A 20,732-nucleotide genomic window follows, 5' to 3' on the forward strand; every position below is an offset into this window, starting at 1 on the left:
CCTCAAGCCCTTCACACCTTCGCCGATCGGGCTGTGGTCGAATGGGTGCGCGTCCTGGTTCCCGCCGAGATCAGGCGTCCACGACTTCGAGCAACTGCCTGCCAAAATCGACGGCGCGGTCATCGGTGCGCATTTCGGCGCGCAAAATGTCGCCGGGCGCGAGGTAGCGTGTGTGGGCAGTCGCTTCTTCGACGATCGCATCCTTCCGCTCCGAATCCTTGAAGAGCTTGGTCGTCATAATCCGGGCCAGGGCGGCATTCGCTTGCAGGATCACGCCGCCCGGCGTCCCGGTCAGGACGAGATCGCCCGCAGACAGGTCCATCAGAGACACAATGTCGTTGAGGCAGGTTTCCGGGCGAAAGACGAAGTCCCGAGTATGGGCCGACTGCCGCAGTTCGTCGTTCAGCCAGAGACGGATCTCAATTCTGTCGAGCAGATCCGCTACCTCGTCCGCTTCCGGAATGACCAGCCAAGGACCACAGGGGCAGAAGGTACGGGCGCTCTTGCCGCGGAACCACTGCAAGAAGGCTTCGCCGAACATGACGTCGCGGGCTGACACGTCGTTACACAAGACGAGTCCGCCGATGAAATCGCCGAGCGTCTCGCGGGTGACGTGGTCGCCTGCACCTAGCGGTCGCTTCAGGACAAGCCCGAGTTCCACTTCGTAGTCGAGCATCTGACATCCTGCCGGCCGGATAACGGGATCGAACGCTCCCGACAGCGAGGAGGCGGCCTTCATGAAGAGCAGATTCTTCTGGCTTGGCGCATGCCCCGATTGATGCGCGTGATCTGCATAGTTCAGACCCTGGCAGATGATCTGCGCCGGCGCTGTGACGGGGCTCAGAATGTTTGCAGAGCTGATCGGGAAACGTTCAGCGCCTGCCAGCGTCCTAAGCTCTGCCGGAGGAAGGCGCAGGATGTCGGCGGTCGAGACGAAGGTGCCCTCGAGCGGCGCGATCTCTTCTCCGTCCAAAATTCCCCACAAGGGTTCTCCGCCGATCGTAAATCGGGTCACTTTAACTACCATTTCATTTCCTTTCTTTGGAGGGGCCGCTTCGAAAGCGGCTCGAATGTCGGCTCGCACCGCCATTTGAAGGTCGGAGCGGGGTCAAGCGCGGTCCTTGCCGTTAAGGTTTCCGTATCGCTCGCGATAATTCTCGATCGTATCCATCGCGCCGCAGAATTCGACATTGTGCCAGTCGGGATCGTAGAGATAACAGGCCACGTTGCCGCCGGTCTCACCGTCACCCAAAGGCGGTTCGCTGTTGTGGCGGACTGGACCGTAGTTCAGCGGAAATCCTTCGGCCTGCTGTTGCTGGGCAAAGGCTAGGACATCCTCCAGTTGGTTTCCTTTTACCTCGAGCGCGAAATGGAAGAAGCTCATGCCCGAAGGTACGGTAACCCTGCCGGAGGGATCGTATTCCTCGACGAGCACGAGGCATTCCTCGTGGTCAGTTGCACTCATGTAGCAGCAGCTAATGCGCCAGCCTTCCTTGAACGGATGCGGTTCCGGCTTACAGGTGCGGCTGTGGATCATGCCGGCAACTTGCTCGTACCAGGCCCGGCTTCGCGCGATGTCGCGCACGTAGATGGAGAGCTGCCCCATATGAGAAACGAGCGAAGGCTTGAAGACACCGTAGTCCTCAGTCTTGTTGGAGAACCGCCGCTTCGTCAGCGTCGGCCACAACAGCACCATTTCGCGAAACCATTTCCGCTTCAGGAGGCCCGCGAAGCGTGCCTTGAACCGGGGCAGGACGTTCGGAGGAACAATAGCGGAGTTGCTCATCTGCTGGGCTCCTCAATGATCTCAATCCAGTGCTTGTCGGGGTCCCGGAGGCAAAAGGCAGGCGAGACCGGGCGTGCGGAGGCGAGCATGCGCCCCTCGCGGATCGGTAAGCCCATGTCTCGTGCGCGGCGTCTGATGTCGTCGAATGCCACTGCGTCCTTCACTGCTAGCGTGAAGTGCAGCATGGAATTGTTGTCCATCTTCAGCTTGTGATGCTTCACCAGGCAGATGTCGTGATGGTAGAAGCCGAACGAGAAGAAATGCATTTCCTGCTGCGACAAACGCATTGCGGCGCTGCTGTCCGGATGGTTGAGAGCGGAGAATTGCAGGTCGAAGAGCTTGATGTAGAAAGCCTTTGAGCGTTCCAGGTCGGTAACGTAGAAGACGTGGTGTTGAAGGTTGGTGACGGGGATCCGAGTTGGAGCATTCATGATTGGGCTCCTGACTGCTGGTTTGACCAAGAGAATGCTGGCGCGCCGATCTCGTAACGGGCATGATTGATCGCCATGATTAATGTCCTTTTCTTCTCGCGAATTTTCAGAGGAATTGCGTCTTAAAGGCGTAGCGACCCAGTTTTTCGCGGAGCGGGCCTGGATCGCCCTCGGTTGCAATTCTTGCAACCAACCCGAGCCGGGCGTCTTGAACGACCGAAAGCGATTCGAGCTTCACGCCGGACGACGCCGCCTCCTGACGTACGACATCTTCGATCTCCAGCATCGACAGTGCTGGCTTGAAGATCTTGCCGACGGGTGTGACGGGCAGGGCGGCCAGAATCCGGACCGATTTGGGATGCGCAGCGCGCTCGGGAATACGGTCGACGGCATGGGCAAGCAGGTCCGCCTCCGACGCCGTCGTCGCCGGCTTCAACTGTACATAGAGGACCGGCAGTTCTCCGGCGCGCTCATCGGGCCGTCCCACCGCTGCGGCGAGTTGCACCGCCGGGTGATCCTGCACTGCATTTTCGATGAGCTTGGGATCGATGTTATGGCCGCCCCGGATAATGAGCTCCTTCTTGCGACCCGTCAGCCAGAAGTAGCCGTCCGTGTCGTGGCGTGCGAGATCGCCGGTATTCAGCCAGCGCTCGCCGCCAATCTCGAGCCAGAGCCCCTTGTTGTGTTGGGCATTGATGTAACCGGCAAAGACATTCGGCCCGCAGATCGCGAGCACGCCGACCTCTTCCGTCCCCGCGAATCCGGTGAAGCTGCCAGAATCGTCAAGTCTGACCACCGCCATTTTCTGGTAGGGAAGACGTAGACCGATCGAGCCGATGCGTCGCTCGCCTTCCGGCGGATTGACGCTGGAAACACACGCGCCTTCCGTCAGGCCGTAGGCCTCCAGAATGCGGATTCCGATCGTCTTTTCGAAATTGCGGAACAGTTCCACGGGCATCGGAGCCGCGCCGCAAAAACCGTAGCCGACGCTCGAAATGTCGCGGCCGCCGACCGGCACCTGCAGCAGTTCCGAATATACAGTCGGAACGCCCGAGAAGGCCACGACCCGATAGTGTTCGACGATCTCCCAAAAGAACGGAATAACTCCCTCTCCGCGATAGCCCTGCGGCGTGCCCATGACGACATGTCCGCCTTGCGACCACGGGATGAGGCCTGTCACCAGCTGTCCGTTGACGTGGAAGAGCGGCAGGCCGCAGAAGATCGTCTTGCCCGGTGCGAATACACTCCCGATGAAGGCTTGGGAGGACCAGGCGTCGAACACTTCCGACAAATGGGTGCGCGCGGCGATCTTGGGCAGTCCGGTCGTGCCGCCTGTGCAGAAGTATGAAGAGATATCTCCGGGACTGGGCATTTCGAAGGTCAACCCGTCGCCGCGTTCCGCGGCAATTTCCTGACGCAGGCTGAGAACGGGGATGGAAAGGCCGTCGACACGTAGAAGCTGCGAGCGTACCTCCGTCGCTTCCTCGGCGGTGCCGCGGAGATACGGTGCGAAACTGACGGTCAGAATTCCTTGCAAGTCCGGCACATTCGCCGCGGCCTTGATCGCCTTCTGCCAGAGGTCGGTTCCCGGAAAGGGGGCCAGAGTGACGAGCCATTTTGCCTTCCCGGCAATGAGGAGCTCGCAGATCTGTCCCGCTTCAAGCAGCGGATTGATCGCGAAGGCGATGCCCGCCGCCTCGCCGCCCCAGATCACGAAATGCGCTTCGGGCAGATTTGGCAGCACGAAGGCCACGACGTCGTCGCGGCCGATTCCCAGCCGCCGCAAGGCATTGGCTGTCCTCGTGATGTCAGCGAGGAGCTCGGCATGCGTCCAGACGAAGGGATCACGGAAGTTGTCAGAGCGCAGAAAGAAGGACAGGGCAAGCTGATCCGGCGCGATAGCGGCGCCGCGCGCAAGCATCTCGTAGGTGCTTGTCGGGAGGTTACGCTCCGGCAGCGGGATTTGCTCGAATGCCTCAACATCGGGCAATGCGACAATGGGGCGGCCGTCGCCGCCAGGGGTTGTTGCGAGCATAGTGATCTTCCTCCCTATCGGTCCGCGCCGTCTCTCTTGGACAGCGGCAGCAACTCCAAATTAGCGATGCGACGAGCTTCCTCCGGCTCGATCTCAGGTGCGTGGAGCACGAACTCCGCCGCGTCGGATCCGGCATCGCGCCAGGACTTATGGCCCTGCAGCACCAGAAACACTGCAGAGAGACGGGTGCAGGCAATCATCGCCAGCATTGAAACGGCCCGTTCCGGAGAGCCTCAACACTGAAGGAAACCAAATCTTCGGGCGTCATGAGCGAGCGCCTGAAATGGAAGTTCTTGATAGCTTTCGGCTCCCAGAGTGCCGCAGTTGACGCGCAAAGGCATTCAGCGGCCCGTAGACTGTCCTGTTGTCGAAATTCCCGTGCACGGACACCCTCTTCGACAAGCTCAGCGACGACGTCCCTTACGCGTTTTGCGTGTACCTCGAAAGCGGGCCAGCGCTCATCGTCGGCGACCGTGAGCAGCTCGAATATCTTTTCCTCATCCCGCATGAGAGCAAGAACACGTCTATGCAGCCCCAGCATGAACTCTCGGAGCGTTTCTGCACTCGTAAATCTTCCGGAGTCCGGTTGCATGACGGGAAAATTGTCTTCGAGCACTTGCGCAACAAGCTCGTCGTATATCGCCAGTTTGGAAGGGAAGAACCTGTAGACATTTGCTGGCGACATTTTGAGGTAGCTCGCGATGTCGCGCACGTTCGTTTTCCCGGATCCATAGATCGCGCACAAAGTCTCTGCCGCACGGAGAATGCGGGCAACGTTCGTTTCCCGGCTCTCCTGCCGGCTTGTTCGCCGGTGGGTCATGTCCGAGCGGCAATGATCACTATCAAGCATCGGCGCTCCCCCGCGCGTCTGCGGCGCCCGGGCGGGTCACCCTCAGTTCGCCCAGATAGACGCTCTCGGACAAAACGCAGTCGCGCCAGACGCTGCCATGGGCATGGGACACTTCGACACGGTACGTGCCTCCATCCCCGACCAGATTGTCGAAGCGAAAGTCGCCGAAGCCGTCGGTGACTGTCTTCGTGAGAACCTTGCCTTTCTGGGACAGGGTGACCTCCGCCCCTTCGAGACATTCCATCGCCCCGGCGATGTCGGCGCTGACGCTGCCGCCGATGAAGCATGTCTCCCACCGTTCCAAACCGCGGTACCAGACGCGGGGCTTGGTCCCGAGCTCGGGCTTTTGCACCTTGAGCCCCTCGGTGGCCGCCATCCGCTCCATGGCGGCGTCATCGAGTTTCACCGCCTCGAAGACCTCCGTCGGACAACTCTGCTGGCAGCGAGGCTGCTGCCAGCCCTGATCGAGCAGGTGGGCGTCGAAGATCCAGGTCTGCGGCACCTGCTGCTCCTCGTTCCAGACGATTGCCCGGTACGGGCACGAGCCGAGAATGTCCTTGCGGCCTCGAGCCTTCTCCGGATCAATAATAACGATGCCGTCGTCGCGTTTGCGAATGGCGTCGCCCGCATATTGCATGCAGGGCGCGTCATCGCAGTGGTTGCACATCACCGGCAAATAGGTGGTTTCCACCATTGGCGCACTGCCCTGCGCTCGGCGCAGGATGCGGATCGTGCTCTCACCCACGGCAGCGGCCGGCGCCGAATAGCCGGGAAAGTCATTGCCGACATGTTCGTCCCGGTCCGCGATCACGCAATTATAGCAGTTCTCGCAGCGGCCGACGTTGATGATCAGGTTCCACTTGCTCAAGACTTCCTCCTACGCCGCGCAGCCATCTTGAAGGCGTCCGCGTTCTGCCACTTCTCGATTTGCACAAGGCAGGAATTGGGAGCCATGCTGCTGGTTCCGCGGGTCTGCGATCGGTCCGAGGTAAGGATGTTCAGGCAGCCGCCGATCTCGATGGTCTCCCCCGCAAGTTCGATAAGCTGGAACTCGGCGCTGGCCTCATAGGACTTGACGACGCCTGGAGTCACCAGGGGCGAAATGTCGGCGGCGCAGATCACGGCGCCGCGGTCGTTGAAGATTTTCACCAGGTCACGATGGCCAATGCCCCGGGCGGCGGCATCGGTCGGGTTGAGACGCAGCAACCAGAAGCGATGGCCAGCTATCAGGGCACGATGGTCCTCCACCTGATTGACCGCGCTGTTCTTGCCGTCCATGCTGGTGTGGAAGCTGTAGCGGCTATGCGTGGCGATCATCTGCAGCGGATAGCGCTCCATCAGCTCGGTGGTGCGCAGCCCTTCCCAGGAGGGAATGTAGCGATTGACCGGTGGCCGGTCCGGATTGTCCGCCGTGTTCCGCTTGAGGACCTCGGGCACGAATTCCAGCTTGCCGCTCGGCGTCTGCAGGCCAAAGCCGAACTCTTCGGCATACTGGGATGGCATCGGAAGCGGTTCCGGCAGATCCTTGCGCCTTCCCTCGGCGAACCAGCGCATGTCAACGGGCTGGCGCAGCTCCGGCTTTTCAGGCGGCACGACGTAGTAGCCCTTGCGGCAGAATTTCTTCCAGGCAATTTCGCCGGGCAGATCCGACGAATCGAACACCCGCTTGACCCAGTCGAGCTCGCTGCAGCCCTCGGTGAAGACGGCGCCCAGGCCAAGCCGTGTCAGGATGGCGGTGAATATGTCGTAGTCAGACTTCGACTCGCCCAAGGGCTCGATGCACTTATGCTGGAGGGTGATGACGCGATGGTTGACGACGTTGACGCCGTGATGGGCGTAGCCTCCGGAATTCGCCCATTCTCCGATGTCCCAGCGCTCCAGGGAAGTGCAAGCCGGAAGGATGATATCGGCAAACTGGGCTTCGCCCTCCAACCAGATGGACTGGTTCACCACGAACTCGATGCTCTCGTGCCGATAGGCGTCCACCCAGCGCCCCGATCGAGTCACGGTGCTCAGGGACGATCCGCCGTAGCGGTAGATCATGTGAATCGGCGAGTAGCCCGGCATGGGATAGCTGAAGGGCGCGAACTGAGCCTCTTGGGCCATGCCGTCCCAGAGATAGCCGGTGGCCTCGCCGTTGATGATCGCATCGGGCAGTTGCTGGCGTGGCACCATCTGCTTGACGGGATTCATCGTCAGGATGTGCGGCATGCGCTGATAGTTGTTCACCGCATTGCCGGTCCAGGCCAGGTCGCCGGAGATCCCTCCGTCGGCGTAGCCCGGAAAATAGAAATGCAGGTCGTGGGGGACCCCGATCTGGAGACCGCCGAAATTGACGCCCGGCTTGCCCCAGCCCTGCATCGCCATCATCATGATCATGCAACGCGCCCATTGCGCACCGGTCGCGCCGCGGCTGGCGCCGCCGAAGCCGGTGCCGGTCATGCCGACGGCAAGGTACACCTTCTTGCGGCCCCACTTGCGCGCCAGGGCGCGCACGTCCCTGGCAGCGATGCCGGTCTCGGCCTCCTGCCATTCAGGGCTCTTGGAAACGCCATCGGTTTCGCCCAGCAGGTACGCCTTCCATTCCTCAAAGCCGGTGGTGCGATTGGCGACGTACTCCTCGTCATAAAGGCCTTCCGTGACCCAGACATACATGATCGCATGGGCCAAGGCTGCGTCGGTCTGCGGCCGGACGGGAAACCAGCGTCCGCCCAGCAACTGGGCTGTCGGATTGCAATGCGGGTCGATATGAACGAACTCGATGCCGAGTTCCTTGGCCCATAGACGACGCGTCGTACCCTCAAACCCCGCATAGGCCCCATTGGTGCTTTCGGGATCGCAGGACCAGAAGACGATCATCTCGGCTTCCTTGAGGCAATCCTCCACTCCGCCATAGCCCGCAGGCACGCCGACCCGCATTGAATTGCCGAAATGGTGCATCGCGCCCCAGTACCAGCCCTCCCAGCTGTCCGGGTTGGCGGCAACCCGGGTGAAGCCGATCAGGTTGGCGAACCGCATCAGCGAGCTCAGGTAATAGCCCACATTGCCCCACTGGTGGTGGGACGACATCGGGAACGTGATGGAACCCGGCCCGTGGACGCGCTTCTGCCGATTGATCTCCGTGGCGACGATGTCCAGCGCCTCGTCCCAGCTGATCCGCACGTAGCCGGATTTGCCGCGGTTCTGGGGATTGCGTTCGCCATTGGGATCGAAATCCACCCGCTTCATCGGGTAGAGGATACGCTTGTCCGAATAGACCAGGGATTTCATCGTCAGGGCGTGCGGCGCTACCAGCGCCCGGCGGGGCGGACTGAACTTGCGGCCGCGAGCCTCGATCACCCAGGTGGATGGATCGGTTACGTCGAACTCGATGGGCGTAACCCGCAGGATGCGGCCATCCTTGACGTAAACGAACAGGGGACCACCGTTGGTGCAGGTGGTGTAGCGGAGGCTGCCATCGGGCATCGGCGTTCCCATGGACAAGCCGGCGGTCTCGCTCATGTTGAGCGTCTGCGTGAACCAGACAACCAGCTCGTCCGGCCCGGTGGTCACCACCTTGAAGTTCTTGGCCGCGTGGATGATCTCGCCCTGATCACGATTGGGAAGCAGCAGTTTCAGGGCCGTCGATACGTCCTTGAACGTCATGTTCACTTGCGCCTCGGCCGCCGCGCCCGGACGGGAGCGGAATTTGCCGCTCCGGATCTCGACGATGCGACCGATGCTCCCGTCCTGGAGGCCGATCCATGCGACGATGTCGCGCTGCCTCAGCCGCTCCCGGAACGCAGGGGCGCGAGAGGCTGTGCGGTTGAGCACTTTGGGCAGGGCAATAAGGATAGTCCTCAGAACCTGCCGGTCCATTCTAGATTTTAAGGCTAGCATGTCGTGGCGGTCCGGGAGCCGACGATTGGGAGGCCGTAGAAAAACGGCCTGATCGCGGCATCGCGCGAGGCTTGCAGCTTCATTGATGGTTCTCCTCCCAAACCCATTCCTTAACATTGACTATAAAATCATAATGACGATGTAGTCAATTCGAAAATGAGGGGGCCGAACGGACTAGAGGGATGAGGGCGTGAGCAGGCCAAAGAGACGCCCGCGTCAATACGGCCTTAGCCCCAGCATCGGCGGCTTCAGCCCCGCCAATGTCTCGTCCGCGGCCGCCCCGCTTCTCACGCCCTATCTCCGCCTACGCGCCAAATGACTTTTGCCATTGCCCCTTTTTGCATGGCACCATTGTGCGATTCTCATATTGACGATATAGTCGTTTTGACCTATTTATTCAAATTGAAATTCAGCCGATCCTCATGCAGGCGGCGAACGGCACGTGGTCACGCTCAGTGAGAGGGAAAGCATTCGATGAACTTTCAGTCCCAGAGGGAATTCCGAACGGCAGAACGGCGTCTGCCTTTCGAATGCATTGCCTTGGTGTTGCAAGGCGGCGGTGCGCTCGGAGCCTACCAGGCCGGCGTCTACGAAGCCCTTTCGGAAGCCGACATTCATCCAGATTGGGTTGCCGGCGTCTCCATTGGAGCCATCAACTGCGCGATCATCGCTGGAAACGAGCCGGCTGAACGGGTTGAAAAGCTGCGGACCTTCTGGCGGGAGATCACTGCCAATCCACTTCTTGACTGGACTGCTGCCGCAGACGCTCTCGCTCCGAGGGGCAATCTGCCGCGCGCGCTCTTCAATCAATTCAGTGCAGCCTGCGCGCTCGTCGCCGGTGCCCCAGGCTTCTTCAGCCTGCGACAGCCCGTTCCCTGGCTGTACCCGGATGGCGCCCCCGGGGGCACGAGTTTTTACGAAACCAAGCATCTGAAGAGCACGCTCGAGCGGCTTGTCGACTTCGACCGCATCAATGCTGGCGGTGTGCGCTTCAGCGTCGGCGCCGTGAACGTGCGGACAGGAAATCTCGTCTACTTCGACAATGAGACGCATACGATCCGACCCGAGCACGTGATGGCCAGCGGATCGCTTCCGCCCGGCTTCCCTGCCGTTGAGATCGAGGGCGAGTTCTACTGGGACGGCGGCCTCGTTTCCAATACGCCGCTGCAGTGGGTGGTCGAGCAAGGGCCGCGGCAGGACACGATTGCCTTCCAGGTCGACCTCTGGAGCGCGCGCGGTGAGATTCCCCGCAACCTGGCCGACGTCGCGGCGCGGCAAAAGGAAATCCAGTATTCGAGCCGTACGCGCGCCCATACCGACCAATTTAAGCAGTACCAGCGCGCCCGACACACGCTCGCGAACCTTCTTGCAAAACTGCCCGCAGACCTCGTCGGCGGTGAGGAGGCGAGGATGCTGAGCTCAATTGCAGACCACAAGGTCTACAAGCTAGTCCATCTGATCTACGGCTCGAAGCAGTATGAAACCCACTCGAAGGATTACGAATTCTCGCGGCTGTCCATGGAAGAGCATTGGCGGGCTGGTTACTTCGACGCTGTGCGCACATTGCGTCATCCAGAGGCGCTCCGTCGGCCGGACAACCAGGACGGGGTTGGCACCTACGAGCTTGGTTTCGACGGTCAGGAATAGAGGTCAGCCACCGCAAAGCGACTGACGACCCCGTCGCGCCCCCTGAACGCAAACGAGCCGCTTGATCCAGCCCAAAGGAATTTCAGCCATGCACGAAGACACCGTCCGGGCGAGAGCTTTCGCCATGCCCCTGACCAGCCCGGCCTATCCGACCGGCCCGTATCGCTTCCGAAATCGGGAGTATCTGATCATCACATATCGCACCGATCCGCAGAAACTGCGCGACCTCGTGCCGGAGCCGCTTCAGGTGTGCGAGCCTCTCGTCAAATTCGAGTTCATTCGCATGCCGGATTCGACCGGCTTCGGCGACTACACGGAAAGCGGACAGGTCATCCCGGTCTCGTTCCGCGGACGCAAGGGCAGCTACACCCATTGCATGTTTCTCAACGACCATCCGCCGATTGCCGGCGGACGCGAGTTGTGGGGCTTTCCCAAGAAGCTCGCGAGTCCGACCCTTCGGACCGAGACCGACACGTTGGTGGGCACGCTCGACTACGGCCCGGTCCGCGTTGCGACCGCCACAATGGGCTACAAGCATGGAGCCGCCGATCTTTCAGCGGTGAAGACCTCACTCGGCGAACCGAACTTCCTCCTCAAGGTCATCCCTCATGTCGACGGCACGCCGCGCATCTGCGAACTCGTGGAGTACCACCTGGAGGAAATCAATCTGCAGGGCGCCTGGACCGGCCCGGCGGCCCTGAACCTCTGGTCCCACGCACTGGCCCCTGTGGCCGAGCTGCCGGTGCTGGAAGTGGTATCGGCGGTCCATATCATCGCAGATCTCACGCTCGCGCTCGGGAAGGTCGTGCATGACTACCTCGCGGAAGCCGAGCCTCGATATCGGAAAGGAAGAGCCTATGAACTCGCAGAATGAAACGTCATCGAACAAGCGCGCCGAGTGTGCCGGGGGCCGGCTTCTGGACAAGGTCGCAGTAATCACCGGAGCCGCGAGCGGCATCGGCAAGGAGATTGCGCTCACCTTCGCTCGCGAGGGCGCAAGAGTGGTCATTGCGGATCTTGATCAGAGCACGGCCCAACAAACGGCGTCCGGGATCGATCCGACGGGTAATCGCGCGCTCGGGGTAGGCATGGATGTCAGCAACGAGGAGCAGGTGGAAAGCGGAATGGCACGGGCGATCGAAGCCTTCGGACGGCTCGACGTCCTGGTCAGTAACGCCGGCGTCCAGATCGTTGCGCCGCTCGTCGAGTTCGAGTTCGAGAAGTGGAGGAAGTTGCTTTCTATCCATCTGGACGGAGCCTTCCTGACCACCCGTGCCGCCTTGCGGCAAATGTACAGGCAGAAGAGCGGCAGCATCATCTATATGGGGTCCGTGCATGCCAAGGAGGCATCGCCGCTAAAGGCTCCTTACGTTACCGCCAAGCACGGTCTCATCGGGCTGGCCAAGGTCGTGGCCAAGGAAGGGGCCGCTCATGGTGTCCGCGCCAACGTGATCTGCCCCGGCTTCGTACGCACGCCACTTGTCGATAAGCAGATCCCCGAGCAGGCGCGCGAGCTCGGAATTTCCGAGGCGGACGTGGTCAAGACCATGATGCTGAAGGAGACGGTCGACGGCGAGTTTACGACCGTGCAGGACGTTGCCGAAGCAGCGCTGTTTCTAGCGGCCTTCCCATCGAACGCGCTGACCGGTCAGTCGATGGTGGTTAGCCACGGATGGTTCATGCAGTAGCGGGTTCGCAGACGAGCGTCGAGCCCGCCTATCGCGCCCGTCCTCCTGGGAGAATCGATCTCGCTAGTCGCACTATTTTGCATGCACAAATGCGCGCCTGCGAGGCATTCATTTCCCATTCGATTGCGGGCGCCGATAGCGCTGCAGAAACATCCGAATCGTCTCGTCAACGACCTCGTCGGCCGCGAAGGGTAGGCCTTCGCGACCGATCATCCAGGGCCACAGAGATATCTCGTTCAACATCCCCATGAACTGGTGAGCCGCAAGCACCGGATTGCGGCAGTCCAGGATCTCCAGCGCAGTCAGATGGGCGAGGTAGTGCACAAGTCTCTCAGTCCGAGGCTCCATCACCGCGGCGAACTCCTCGGCGATCCAAGGAAACTGCCGGGAGTCGGCCACCACCATTCGAAGAAACCCGCAGTATTCCGGCTTCTTGTGAAACTCCAAAATCGTGCGCGCGACGACACGCAGCACGTCCTCGACGTCGCCGTCAAGTTCGATGCCGGACGGAAACGCATCCTCGAGCTGTCCCGATACCCTGAGGAGCATCTCCCGGAAGATTTCCTCCTTTGTTTCGAACTGGTTGTAGAGCGTCCGCCGCGCTACGCCGGAGGCTTTAGCCAAGTCGTCCATGCTAACTGAACCGAACCCCCGGTTCAGAAATAGCCGCCCGGCCGCCTCGATGATCGCTTCCCTCGACCCGCCCTGCCGGGCTTTCGCGCCGACTTCGTTTGAACCAGTGTGAGTATCCATAGCAATCTCCTTGCACAATAAGTGCATTCACAATGTATTGCACGGTCTAGTGCATCTCAAGGGCCGGATGCGTCGCCGATCCGGCCCACCGTGCTGAACCTCTGCCGTCACCATTTCGAACAGGCTCTAGTTCCCGCCCGGCGCGCTGCTATAATCAGACGGCAAAGTTTCGCCCGTGACCGCGATATTTTCCGGGATCTTGTATGCGATCCGCAGGTTGGCCGCGGCTGCCTGAAGCCAACCGACCGCACCTTCCATGGTCCATGCCGTGCCATCCGGCGGCAGGCTCTCAAACAGGCCCACCATCAGCAGATTCACAGACGGCGCGCTCCCGTTGCTGTCGCCCTGATTGGATCCGCCTTGCCGACCGCCAACGGATGCCTCGGAGCTGCCCTGATTATAAGAACTTGAAGAAGTCCCGCCGGAAGAACCCGAGGAGGTGGCGTAAGACGCACCCGACGACGTGCCGTCAGACGAACCCGACGAGGACGAATTCGAGTAAGTTGAGCGAGAGGAACCCGAAGACGTGCCGCCAGACGAACCTGAAGAGGAGGAACTCGAGTAAGTTGAGGGAGAGGAGCCCGTGTAAGAAGACCCCGACTGAGATCCGTAATCATATGTGTTTCCGCTACCGCTCGAAGCGATCGCGGCACCAGTGGTCACTCCGACCGCGTATCCGCCGAGGGCGTAGGCTGCGCGGCGATAGTATCCACGACCATAATGGTCTCCGCCGCCATAGTCTCCGCCGCCATAGTCTCCGCGGCCATAGTCTCCGCGGCTATAGATTCCACGGCCAAAGTATCCGTTGCCGTTACCAGAGACTTTGATATCGCCAGAACTGTTCACCGTGAGATTGCCTGAGTCCTTTGCGATGATATTGCCTCCGGTGTTGGCGAAGGTGCGGTTCGCATTGATGTTACCTCCGGAGTGCAGCGTGTTGCGGCTGATATTCCCGGGTAAACCCTTCCCTCCGCGACCAGCCCCTTCCGCCAATCGCCTCTTTGCGCCACCGACATTTGGCGCATGGGTGGGGCGATTCACCGGCGGACGGTTGTGGGCGCTCACCGGCGGACGGCCGTGGCTGGCCACCGGTGGACGGTGCGGGCGCTCCACCGGCGGGCGGTGCGGGCGCTCCATGGGCGGGCGCGGCGGCCCGCCCATCGGCGGACGCGGCAGGCCCCCCGGCGGCGGACCGAACTGGGCAAACGCGACGCCCGAAGTTGCCGCCGTTATTGCAAGAAGAGCGACGAAGGTTCGTTTCAGATGGTTCATCACTGGGTCCTCTTAGTTGCCGGCGCAGCGGCCGTAGTCAGCTCGATCTTTTTTGCACCGGCGGGCGGTTGAAAGGCGAATTCGGACTCGGATGGGCGGGCTTTGGTGTTCCAGCTGGTGAATTCCGCGATGAAACTGGGTTGGCCCGGGAGCAGCCGGTAGGTGACGGCGAGGCGACGTGGTGTGGCCGCGCTATTCTTCTCGACCCACAACTCCAGATCGATGCCAGACTTCTGATGGAAAAACAGATGCCGGCATTCGACTCCGTCGACATTGGCCGTCCCGACCTGCCAGGCGGAGATAGCATCGCTCAACAGCAGTTTGTCCGGAGAGTCCACAAAGAAGCCGCCGAGCGGAAAATCAACGTTGATCTTGTCTACCACCTCATTGAGTGCCGACGGTATATCGCCGGATGCGGCAATCACCGCGTACTCCTTGCTGTCGGGGAAAAAGATTGAGGCCGCCTTGCCGTTGTAGAACAGATTGTGCTTGCCGTCGTCGCCGGCAACCTCGACGGCGATTCGATTAGGACGACGCACGACGATCTTCATCGTGTGGAAGACGTGAAGCGGCTGTCCGGATTCGCCCAAATAAACCCTGATGGTTCTCGCCGTAATCGACTGTTCCTTGGCCAGCAGCGTCTTTCCCATCTGCGAGACGGCGGTGGCGGCTTCATCGCTGATCGCCGGCTTGAACGGCGGAGCCGGTTCAGCTGCTCGGGCTATCGGCAACGCGGCGAACCCTACAAAGACGCCGAACGCAGCGGCCCGACTGGCATTCCCAAGGATCCTCGTCTTCAGCGCTGGCCACCGCGGCGACAGACCAGTCGGCGCGCTGCCGGCGTGCCGCGCAGATGTCCGGGTCTTCAGGAAGGCCTCTTCTGAACCATTGCAAACTTTCATGCCCAATACCTTTCTACTACTATCGTTTGCACTACCAAGTGCACAATTTGTCTATACTGCACAGTGCAGTGCATTGCAAGGGGCAGTTTTGCTGGACAAGCCGATCCGGCCGGAAGCCGAGCCTCACGTCATTTCCTGCGGAAGGCAGTGCTAGAGCGGTATCCGATCATGTTGCGTCATGTCCGGCGTTTGCGAAGAAATTGGCGCATTCGTCGGGTGTGAAGTGATCGATGATGAGGCCGATGGCGCGCTCAGCCTTTAATTAATTGAATAATGAAAGAATTGTTGGGCAGGATTCGAACGTGCGGCTTCAGATTGGGAGCCACGATGGCCCGGCCTGAACCACCCGGGGGCGAAATCATGTCGGCACGAGATGCCAGTATGCAAGCGATGGCCCGGATCGTGAGTGGGAGTCTATAGCGCCGTTCATGCCTGCGCCCCCGTCCGCACAAGACGGACTTGCGTGAGGTTGGAACGCTCTCCTTTATATCGCTTCGACAGACTGCCAGTGGCGGATGCTGCCGAAAGATTTTCCGCCCTGCTTTAACGGTCCAGCGGTATTTCTATGAATGGCGAGCGATGGGCCTGTGGTTCAGGATCAACTATCATCGCGATTATGGAGACGCGAGAACTGGAAGGCTAGCAAGCCTCTCCGACGACCGGTGTAATCGACAGCCAGAGTGTCAAAACCGCGGAAAGCGCCGGCAAGGCCGCAACCGCTACATGCATTCAGAGCACGCGGAGGCTGATGACGCCGCGGTTGGCTTCGACGCGGTCGAGCAGGGCCACGGCAGCCAGCGTGGCAATTGCGATAAGGCAGGAACCCACTCCAAGAATAATCATTGCTGTATCCTTAACGACATCATGTCATACCTGAAGGTACGTTTCATGGCGTCTTCATCGCTGATCGCCGGCCTGGACGGCGGGAACCGGTAGGTCCTTCAAAGCAGCATTGTCGAGCATGGCTTCCGCCAGGAGCCGCTTCAGCTTCGTGTTGGACGGTGGAACCGATTCCTCTGCTCGGCCTATCGGCAACCCGGAAAATTCCACAAAAACGCCGAGCGTAGTGGTCTGAACAGCATTCCGTAAGATCATCGTCGTCAGCGCCGGCCACCGCGGCAACGACCCGCGATCGACGGACGGATCCGAGGCGATTGCACGGCGCCGGGCCTTCAGGACGGCCTCGTCTGGACCATTGCAAACTTTCATGCCGATACCTTTTCAACTTCTATCTGTTGCACTATCAAGTGCATGGCAAGTGATATACTGCACCGTGCAGTGCAATGCAAGGCATATTCGAAGACATCAACGCGGTCATGCGCTCAACGGGTCAAGCTCCCAGGGACCGGAAAAGGCGTTGGCCGTCCATCGCGGCTGGCCGGGCTTCATTTGCGTATCGGGCATCCGGGGGATGTTCACGCGTCGAGATTCCGCTTCGGGCCAGATCGGTCGTGCGTAACGTGTCGAGAGGAGCCGCCCGACGCGGGCCTTGGCGCGAACCAGGGAGATATTCCCGTTCTATGCTCGAAAGTCGATAATGTATCAACGGGAACATCGGCCGTCGGCCGGTAACTCTTATCCGTCGCTACGGGCTCGCTACAACTTTCAGCGCGATCGCGACGATGTTTTCGGCGAAGCTCGCGTCGAGTGGGCGATGTCCGACCAGCAACCGGTAGAAAACAGGTCCGTACATCATATCGAGCAGCACCTCGAGGTTTTGCGGCAGCATAATTTCTCCTCGAGCGGCTGCCTCGATCAACAAGGCGCGACCCGTCTCGCGGCTTGAGAGAATGACCTGGTTGCGGAAGGCCTTGGTGAATTCGCTTTCGGGGTCGGCGGCCGCGAGCGTCATGGCGATTTGGCGCCCTCTGGTGGTCGCAAAAGCCTGGATCAGCGATTGCATTTGCGCCGTCAGCGCCGATCGCAAATTTATGCCGTCTTCTTCGATGGCGCCCGAATCTCCGGACATCAGCGCAGCCATAGCGAGTTCGCAGGCGTTCGCCCATTGCCTATAGATCGTCGGCTTGCCTACGCCGGACTTCGAGGCAACCGCCTCGACGGTGAGACGGCCGAATCCATCCTCGATCAGTATGTCGTGCGCGGCTTTCACGATTCTCGCCCGGGCCAATTGGCTTGGCGGTCTTCCACGCCGTTTCGGTGGGCTCATGTGCTCTTGACTCAATTAGTTATGAAACGTAACGTAACGTAATCATATGCCAGCGGCAAGGGGCCGGCCATGTCCACCTCGATCCAATCTCTGACGCCTTATCTCATCGTCAAGAATGCTCGCGAAGCGATTGCTTTCTATGGCCGCGCCTTCGGGGCCGAGGAGCTTTTCCGGCTGACCGACCCGCATGACGGTCGGATCGGCCACGCCGAGCTCAAGCTCGGCGAAAACACGGTCATGATCGCCGACGAGTATCCAGACTTCGGCGCACTGAGCCCCGATACGATCGGGGGCTCTCCCGTAACCTTCCACCTCGCAACTTTGACGGTCGACGCAAATCTTGCCCGGGCCGTCGGAGCGGGAGCCGTCGTTCTGCGTGCCGCCGCAGATCAGCCCTATGGCGAGCGCGTCGCCATGGTCGTCGATCCATTCGGTCACCGGTGGATGCTCTCGCAGAAGATCGAAGTTGTGGCGCCTGAAGAAATGCAGCGCCGCTGGGACGAGGAGACCGGGGCGTGAACGCGGCCGACGGAAATCGAAATGAAGGAGGCGGCCGAGCGGGGGATGGCAGTCCGTCGCACCGCTGCTGTGACGTGATCCTTCTCGAGCCGGGAGAGGGGCGGCGCTACGAGCTCGGCCCGCTCACGGGCGTGTTCAAGGCCGATGAAGTCGAGACGGAGGCCGCCTATTCCGTGTCCGAGTGGATTCTCGAGACTGGTCTGAAAGGTGTCGGCGGACACAGCCATGCAGCAAATGACGAGGTTTTCTACGTGCTTGAAGGTGTGCCCGAAATCCTCGTCGGCGACTGCTGGCGGCGGTGCACACCGGGCACTTTCCTGCGAATACCGGCCGGCGTCGTCCACGATTTCCGAAACCCCGGAGAGACGACCGCCAGGCTGCTCAATCTTTTCATACCCGGTGGATTTGAACGCAATATGCCCGAGATCTCCGCTTGGTTCGCCGCTCAGGAACCGGTTTAGGGCGGCTGAAAAGGGACCGCCCATTTCTCCTTTCGCGGGGCGACCATGCGCGCGGAGTGACTCAACTGGTTCCACCAGGTGCATGGCGTGCCGTCCGCGATATTCCTGCCACAACAGCGTCAGCCACGCCCTTTCGCTTCAGTTCACTGGCGATCTTGGCCCAGTCGGGCCCGTGCATGTCCTGGGGCGGCCGCGACGATGGAAACAGGCGACGCTGCAAAACAGCGTCCCCGTCAAGCCCAGGCGGCAACGGTCAGCCCGTCAGCCCGGCCTCACGCGCCCGCAACAGGTAGGTTGAAATGGTCGTTTTGCTGATCTTCAGCCGTTCCGATATCGCACGAACGGAAAGGCCCTGTTCGTGCGTCAGTCTCAATATCGATCGAATGTCCTTCACACTCGTAAGCCTCGCCTGCTTCCGTCTCGCCATTCACCGCACCCCTTTCAAATCGGGGTCCAGAATGGCAAGACGGCGCGTGCGAGAGTCGATCTCTTTATCGCCAAAAGACTGTCTGGGATTTAATGGAATTCCTCTCCGCGAAATACCGAAACCCGCATTCGGCGACGATCTGCGCGAGAAGCGGCTTGTCCGGGTATTGCCTAGCTACTGCATGGTCGATATCGGCGTCATGGTCGTCTATCCCGGCCGGCGGCATCCAAACGCGAAGGAGCGGGTGATGGTCGACTTTCTAGCGGAAACATCACGCGGGTTGCCGGCCTCGGATCAAGGACTTCTAAACCCCCGTATAAGTCATCCCCTCCTCTTCGCTACCCGATCCTTCCTCCCGATCAATAGGCAGGTCGGGCAGCGTCCTGCTACGGTCGGGGTACATCCTCCCGCAGGGCCGCAAACTATGAAAGGGCACTTCGGGACGTGGAGCCGCCCGGACAGACGGAGACGCTATTCGTAGCGGAACTCGATCGAAGGGAAAGCTTCGAATCGAGGTGCGGATCATGAGCAAGCCAGCGGCTATTTTCTTTGCAGTCGTGATCGCCGCTCCGGCAGTGGCGCATGATGCGACGCCAACGGCGGCACAGCCGCACGGATGGACATATCCGTTTTCGTGCTGCAGCGGGATGGATTGCCGCGAGATCCACGATCAATTGGTCCTCGAAGGCCCCCGCGGATATGTCATCAAGCTCACTGGGGAGCTCATAACGCCACTGGATACTCGCATCAAGAACAGTCCGGACGGGCAGTTTCACCAATGCACGGTGGCCGGCGAGCCCACGGGTCGCACCATTTGCCTGTTCGTTCCTCCGCGCTCCTTTTAAGGATTGTCACCATGACACAAGACCTCAACCGCATCGAAATCGATATGGTCCCGTTGACGCTGTTTTCCCAGCGCATATCGGCAGGCTGGGCCCAGGTGCCGGGCTCTCCGCTCCGGATGCCGCCAGATGGTCAATCAGGGCCGAATACTGCCTTTGAGGCTCATTTGATGATGTTTTCCGTCATACCACGCGAAACAATCACCCTCCCGGGGGACAAGCTTTGCACGCCCGGAAATCTGCCTTTACCCTGTACGTGTCTGGGACGCGGTTCGGTCTTTTGTGCTACTCGCTCGGGCTTGTCCGCCTTGTAGAGGACTTCGAGGATCTTTGCCCTTCAGTGAGTTCCGTGACCATGGCATTAAGCCCAGCGATCGGCGTCCCGACGACCTACCGGCTGGTACGTCGCCACCACGCACGAACCATCCTTACAATGACAAACGTATTGAGCAATCGCCCGATGCTGAATTCCACCAATGTGCGAAGGGCGCCAACTTTGAGCTAGGCGACCCTACGCTTTGCCTATTCGTTCCGAACCAGGGAGCGTGATCATGACCGCGCCTTTGAGAATAACAGAAGCTCAGGAAACCTTCCTTGCTTATATGTCGTCATGGGGGCCAATCGGCACGGACATAGCCTTTAGCATCGAAGACGCAGCTACGGATCTCGGCTACCGTCATCGCCGCTCGATCTATTATCTCTACTACCAGCTTCGCGACATGGGCTTGGCCCAGATGCTGAAGGGCGAAGGCTACAACGGCAAGACGGCGTTCCGATGCTATGCGAGGCCGGAAGACTGCGAAGTCGTCATTATCGCGCGCAAGGGCAGGGCGAAGGGATCAATCAATCCCGTTAAAGCCGGCAAGCCCAAGAAGCTGAAGGCAAAAGCCCGCAAGGTCAAGGCTAAGCCCGCTCCCAAGCCATCGCGTCCAAAACTCATCTCATACGTTGGCTGCGCCGGCCAGCCGGAATGGAACCGCATATGATCCGGCTTCATCTTCCGTTCATTTCGCCCGACAACAATGGCGCGTCATGAAGATGAATTCAGCTTCGGCCACGCCTCAGTCGGTCTT

Annotated in this window: 20 protein-coding genes and 2 pseudogenes; 8 read left to right on the forward strand and 14 right to left on the reverse strand. The window is 60.4% G+C overall.

Features of this window, described 5'->3' with window-relative positions:
• Positions 1 to 70: 70 nt before the first annotated feature.
• The 8 genes from ISN39_RS00905 to ISN39_RS00940 form a co-directional block, all read right to left on the reverse strand.
• Positions 71 to 1,027 (reverse strand): fumarylacetoacetate hydrolase family protein, encoded by a 957-nt coding sequence (locus ISN39_RS00905; RefSeq protein ID WP_194728865.1) that lies wholly within the window; start codon positions 1,025 to 1,027, stop codon positions 71 to 73.
• A gap of 81 nt (positions 1,028 to 1,108) precedes the next feature.
• Complete coding sequence (locus ISN39_RS00910) at positions 1,109 to 1,786, reverse strand: VOC family protein (RefSeq protein ID WP_194728866.1); 678 nt, start codon at positions 1,784 to 1,786, stop codon at positions 1,109 to 1,111.
• The gene (locus tag ISN39_RS00915) at positions 1,783 to 2,217 is read right to left on the reverse strand and encodes a VOC family protein (protein ID WP_194728867.1); all 435 of its coding nucleotides are present in this window, start codon (positions 2,215 to 2,217) and stop codon (positions 1,783 to 1,785) included. The genes ISN39_RS00910 and ISN39_RS00915 overlap by 4 nt, the downstream gene beginning before the upstream one ends.
• A 106-nt stretch (positions 2,218 to 2,323) precedes the next feature.
• Positions 2,324 to 4,252: an acyl-CoA synthetase gene (locus tag ISN39_RS00920; RefSeq protein ID WP_194728868.1), complete on the reverse strand. Its 1,929-nt coding sequence runs from the start codon at positions 4,250 to 4,252 to the stop codon at positions 2,324 to 2,326.
• 14 nt (positions 4,253 to 4,266) lie between these two features.
• The gene (locus ISN39_RS00925) at positions 4,267 to 4,461 is read right to left on the reverse strand and encodes a hypothetical protein (protein ID WP_194728869.1); all 195 of its coding nucleotides are present in this window, start codon (positions 4,459 to 4,461) and stop codon (positions 4,267 to 4,269) included.
• On the reverse strand, positions 4,449 to 5,072 hold the full coding sequence (locus ISN39_RS00930) for a TetR family transcriptional regulator (protein WP_194730067.1): 624 nt from the start codon (positions 5,070 to 5,072) through the stop codon (positions 4,449 to 4,451). Before ISN39_RS00930 ends, ISN39_RS00925 begins: the two co-directional genes overlap by 13 nt.
• 22 nt (positions 5,073 to 5,094) lie before the next feature.
• Positions 5,095 to 5,970: a 4Fe-4S dicluster domain-containing protein gene (locus tag ISN39_RS00935; protein ID WP_194728870.1), complete on the reverse strand. Its 876-nt coding sequence runs from the start codon at positions 5,968 to 5,970 to the stop codon at positions 5,095 to 5,097.
• Positions 5,967 to 8,960, reverse strand: a complete 2,994-nt coding sequence (locus ISN39_RS00940) for a molybdopterin-dependent oxidoreductase (RefSeq protein ID WP_194728871.1) — start codon at positions 8,958 to 8,960, stop codon at positions 5,967 to 5,969. The genes ISN39_RS00935 and ISN39_RS00940 overlap by 4 nt, the downstream gene beginning before the upstream one ends.
• A 495-nt stretch (positions 8,961 to 9,455) precedes the next feature.
• Between ISN39_RS00940 and ISN39_RS00945 the strand changes: the two genes are divergently transcribed.
• The 3 genes from ISN39_RS00945 to ISN39_RS00955 all read left to right on the forward strand — a co-directional run bounded on the left by ISN39_RS00945 (position 9,456) and on the right by ISN39_RS00955 (position 12,316).
• Entirely contained in the window at positions 9,456 to 10,628 is a 1,173-nt protein-coding gene (locus tag ISN39_RS00945) for a patatin-like phospholipase family protein (RefSeq protein WP_194728872.1), read from the forward strand.
• An 88-nt stretch (positions 10,629 to 10,716) separates the two neighbouring features.
• A complete protein-coding gene (locus ISN39_RS00950; protein ID WP_194728873.1) occupies positions 10,717 to 11,502 on the forward strand; it encodes an acetoacetate decarboxylase in 786 nt (261 codons plus the stop codon).
• Entirely contained in the window at positions 11,486 to 12,316 is an 831-nt protein-coding gene (locus ISN39_RS00955) for a 3-hydroxybutyrate dehydrogenase (protein ID WP_194728874.1), read from the forward strand. Before ISN39_RS00950 ends, ISN39_RS00955 begins: the two co-directional genes overlap by 17 nt.
• A 108-nt stretch (positions 12,317 to 12,424) precedes the next feature.
• Here ISN39_RS00955 and ISN39_RS00960 read toward each other — a convergent pair whose 3' ends face one another.
• The 3 genes from ISN39_RS00960 to ISN39_RS00970 form a co-directional block, all read right to left on the reverse strand.
• Positions 12,425 to 13,069 (reverse strand): TetR/AcrR family transcriptional regulator, encoded by a 645-nt coding sequence (locus ISN39_RS00960; protein WP_194728875.1) that lies wholly within the window; start codon positions 13,067 to 13,069, stop codon positions 12,425 to 12,427.
• 126 nt (positions 13,070 to 13,195) lie between these two features.
• Positions 13,196 to 13,387: a hypothetical protein gene (locus ISN39_RS00965; RefSeq protein WP_194728876.1), complete on the reverse strand. Its 192-nt coding sequence runs from the start codon at positions 13,385 to 13,387 to the stop codon at positions 13,196 to 13,198.
• A 953-nt stretch (positions 13,388 to 14,340) separates the two neighbouring features.
• Positions 14,341 to 15,243, reverse strand: coding sequence for a DUF2092 domain-containing protein (locus ISN39_RS00970; RefSeq protein ID WP_194728877.1), 903 nt, complete (start codon positions 15,241 to 15,243; stop codon positions 14,341 to 14,343).
• Between the two features lie 377 nt (positions 15,244 to 15,620).
• Here ISN39_RS00970 and ISN39_RS00975 point away from each other — a divergent pair.
• Positions 15,621 to 15,949: pseudogene (locus ISN39_RS00975) on the forward strand (transposase); the annotation flags it as partial.
• 191 nt (positions 15,950 to 16,140) lie between these two features.
• On the opposite strand, the gene ISN39_RS00980 reads toward ISN39_RS00975, so the two are convergent.
• Complete coding sequence (locus ISN39_RS00980; protein ID WP_246763361.1) at positions 16,141 to 16,452, reverse strand: hypothetical protein; 312 nt, start codon at positions 16,450 to 16,452, stop codon at positions 16,141 to 16,143.
• A gap of 376 nt (positions 16,453 to 16,828) precedes the next feature.
• The gene (locus ISN39_RS00985) at positions 16,829 to 17,410 is read right to left on the reverse strand and encodes a TetR/AcrR family transcriptional regulator (protein WP_194728878.1); all 582 of its coding nucleotides are present in this window, start codon (positions 17,408 to 17,410) and stop codon (positions 16,829 to 16,831) included.
• A 69-nt stretch (positions 17,411 to 17,479) separates the two neighbouring features.
• Here ISN39_RS00985 and ISN39_RS00990 point away from each other — a divergent pair, with 69 nt between their 5' ends.
• Together ISN39_RS00990 and ISN39_RS00995 are read left to right on the forward strand one after the other, a co-directional pair.
• Positions 17,480 to 17,929, forward strand: a complete 450-nt coding sequence (locus ISN39_RS00990) for a VOC family protein (protein ID WP_074066561.1) — start codon at positions 17,480 to 17,482, stop codon at positions 17,927 to 17,929.
• Positions 17,926 to 18,390 carry a cupin domain-containing protein gene (locus ISN39_RS00995; protein WP_246763259.1) on the forward strand — a complete coding sequence of 155 codons (465 nt, stop codon included), beginning with the start codon at positions 17,926 to 17,928 and terminating at the stop codon, positions 18,388 to 18,390. The genes ISN39_RS00990 and ISN39_RS00995 overlap by 4 nt, the downstream gene beginning before the upstream one ends.
• 96 nt (positions 18,391 to 18,486) lie before the next feature.
• On the opposite strand, the pseudogene ISN39_RS01000 reads toward ISN39_RS00995, so the two are convergent.
• Positions 18,487 to 18,817: pseudogene (locus ISN39_RS01000) on the reverse strand (helix-turn-helix domain-containing protein); the annotation flags it as partial.
• 524 nt (positions 18,818 to 19,341) lie between these two features.
• Between ISN39_RS01000 and ISN39_RS01005 the strand changes: the two are divergent.
• Together ISN39_RS01005 and ISN39_RS01010 are read left to right on the forward strand one after the other, a co-directional pair.
• The gene (locus ISN39_RS01005) at positions 19,342 to 19,662 is read left to right on the forward strand and encodes a hypothetical protein (protein ID WP_194728879.1); all 321 of its coding nucleotides are present in this window, start codon (positions 19,342 to 19,344) and stop codon (positions 19,660 to 19,662) included.
• Between the two features lie 548 nt (positions 19,663 to 20,210).
• A complete protein-coding gene (locus ISN39_RS01010; protein WP_194728880.1) occupies positions 20,211 to 20,645 on the forward strand; it encodes a hypothetical protein in 435 nt (144 codons plus the stop codon).
• The last annotated feature ends 87 nt before the right edge of the window (positions 20,646 to 20,732 follow it).

Source organism: Rhizobium sp. 007 (assembly GCF_015353075.1).
Taxonomy (GTDB): Bacteria; Pseudomonadota; Alphaproteobacteria; order Rhizobiales; family Rhizobiaceae; genus Rhizobium.

Excerpts from the sequence above, each read along its gene's own strand:
- ISN39_RS00905 (WP_194728865.1), bottom strand. The coding sequence starts at position 1,027 with ATGGTAGTTAAAGTGACCCGATTTACGATCGGCGGAGAACCCTTGTGG.
- ISN39_RS00910 (WP_194728866.1), bottom strand. The coding sequence starts at position 1,786 with ATGAGCAACTCCGCTATTGTTCCTCCGAACGTCCTGCCCCGGTTCAAG.
- ISN39_RS00915 (WP_194728867.1), bottom strand. The coding sequence starts at position 2,217 with ATGAATGCTCCAACTCGGATCCCCGTCACCAACCTTCAACACCACGTC.
- ISN39_RS00920 (WP_194728868.1), bottom strand. The coding sequence starts at position 4,252 with ATGCTCGCAACAACCCCTGGCGGCGACGGCCGCCCCATTGTCGCATTG.
- ISN39_RS00925 (WP_194728869.1), bottom strand. The coding sequence starts at position 4,461 with ATGCTGGCGATGATTGCCTGCACCCGTCTCTCTGCAGTGTTTCTGGTG.
- ISN39_RS00930 (WP_194730067.1), bottom strand. The coding sequence starts at position 5,072 with ATGACCCACCGGCGAACAAGCCGGCAGGAGAGCCGGGAAACGAACGTT.
- ISN39_RS00940 (WP_194728871.1), bottom strand. The coding sequence starts at position 8,960 with ATGGACCGGCAGGTTCTGAGGACTATCCTTATTGCCCTGCCCAAAGTG.
- ISN39_RS00945 (WP_194728872.1), top strand. The coding sequence starts at position 9,456 with ATGAACTTTCAGTCCCAGAGGGAATTCCGAACGGCAGAACGGCGTCTG.
- ISN39_RS00950 (WP_194728873.1), top strand. The coding sequence starts at position 10,717 with ATGCACGAAGACACCGTCCGGGCGAGAGCTTTCGCCATGCCCCTGACC.
- ISN39_RS00955 (WP_194728874.1), top strand. The coding sequence starts at position 11,486 with ATGAACTCGCAGAATGAAACGTCATCGAACAAGCGCGCCGAGTGTGCC.
- ISN39_RS00960 (WP_194728875.1), bottom strand. The coding sequence starts at position 13,069 with ATGGATACTCACACTGGTTCAAACGAAGTCGGCGCGAAAGCCCGGCAG.
- ISN39_RS00970 (WP_194728877.1), bottom strand. The coding sequence starts at position 15,243 with ATGAAAGTTTGCAATGGTTCAGAAGAGGCCTTCCTGAAGACCCGGACA.
- ISN39_RS00980 (WP_246763361.1), bottom strand. The coding sequence starts at position 16,452 with ATGAAAGTTTGCAATGGTCCAGACGAGGCCGTCCTGAAGGCCCGGCGC.
- ISN39_RS00985 (WP_194728878.1), bottom strand. The coding sequence starts at position 17,410 with ATGAGCCCACCGAAACGGCGTGGAAGACCGCCAAGCCAATTGGCCCGG.
- ISN39_RS00990 (WP_074066561.1), top strand. The coding sequence starts at position 17,480 with ATGTCCACCTCGATCCAATCTCTGACGCCTTATCTCATCGTCAAGAAT.
- ISN39_RS01005 (WP_194728879.1), top strand. The coding sequence starts at position 19,342 with ATGAGCAAGCCAGCGGCTATTTTCTTTGCAGTCGTGATCGCCGCTCCG.
- ISN39_RS01010 (WP_194728880.1), top strand. The coding sequence starts at position 20,211 with ATGACCGCGCCTTTGAGAATAACAGAAGCTCAGGAAACCTTCCTTGCT.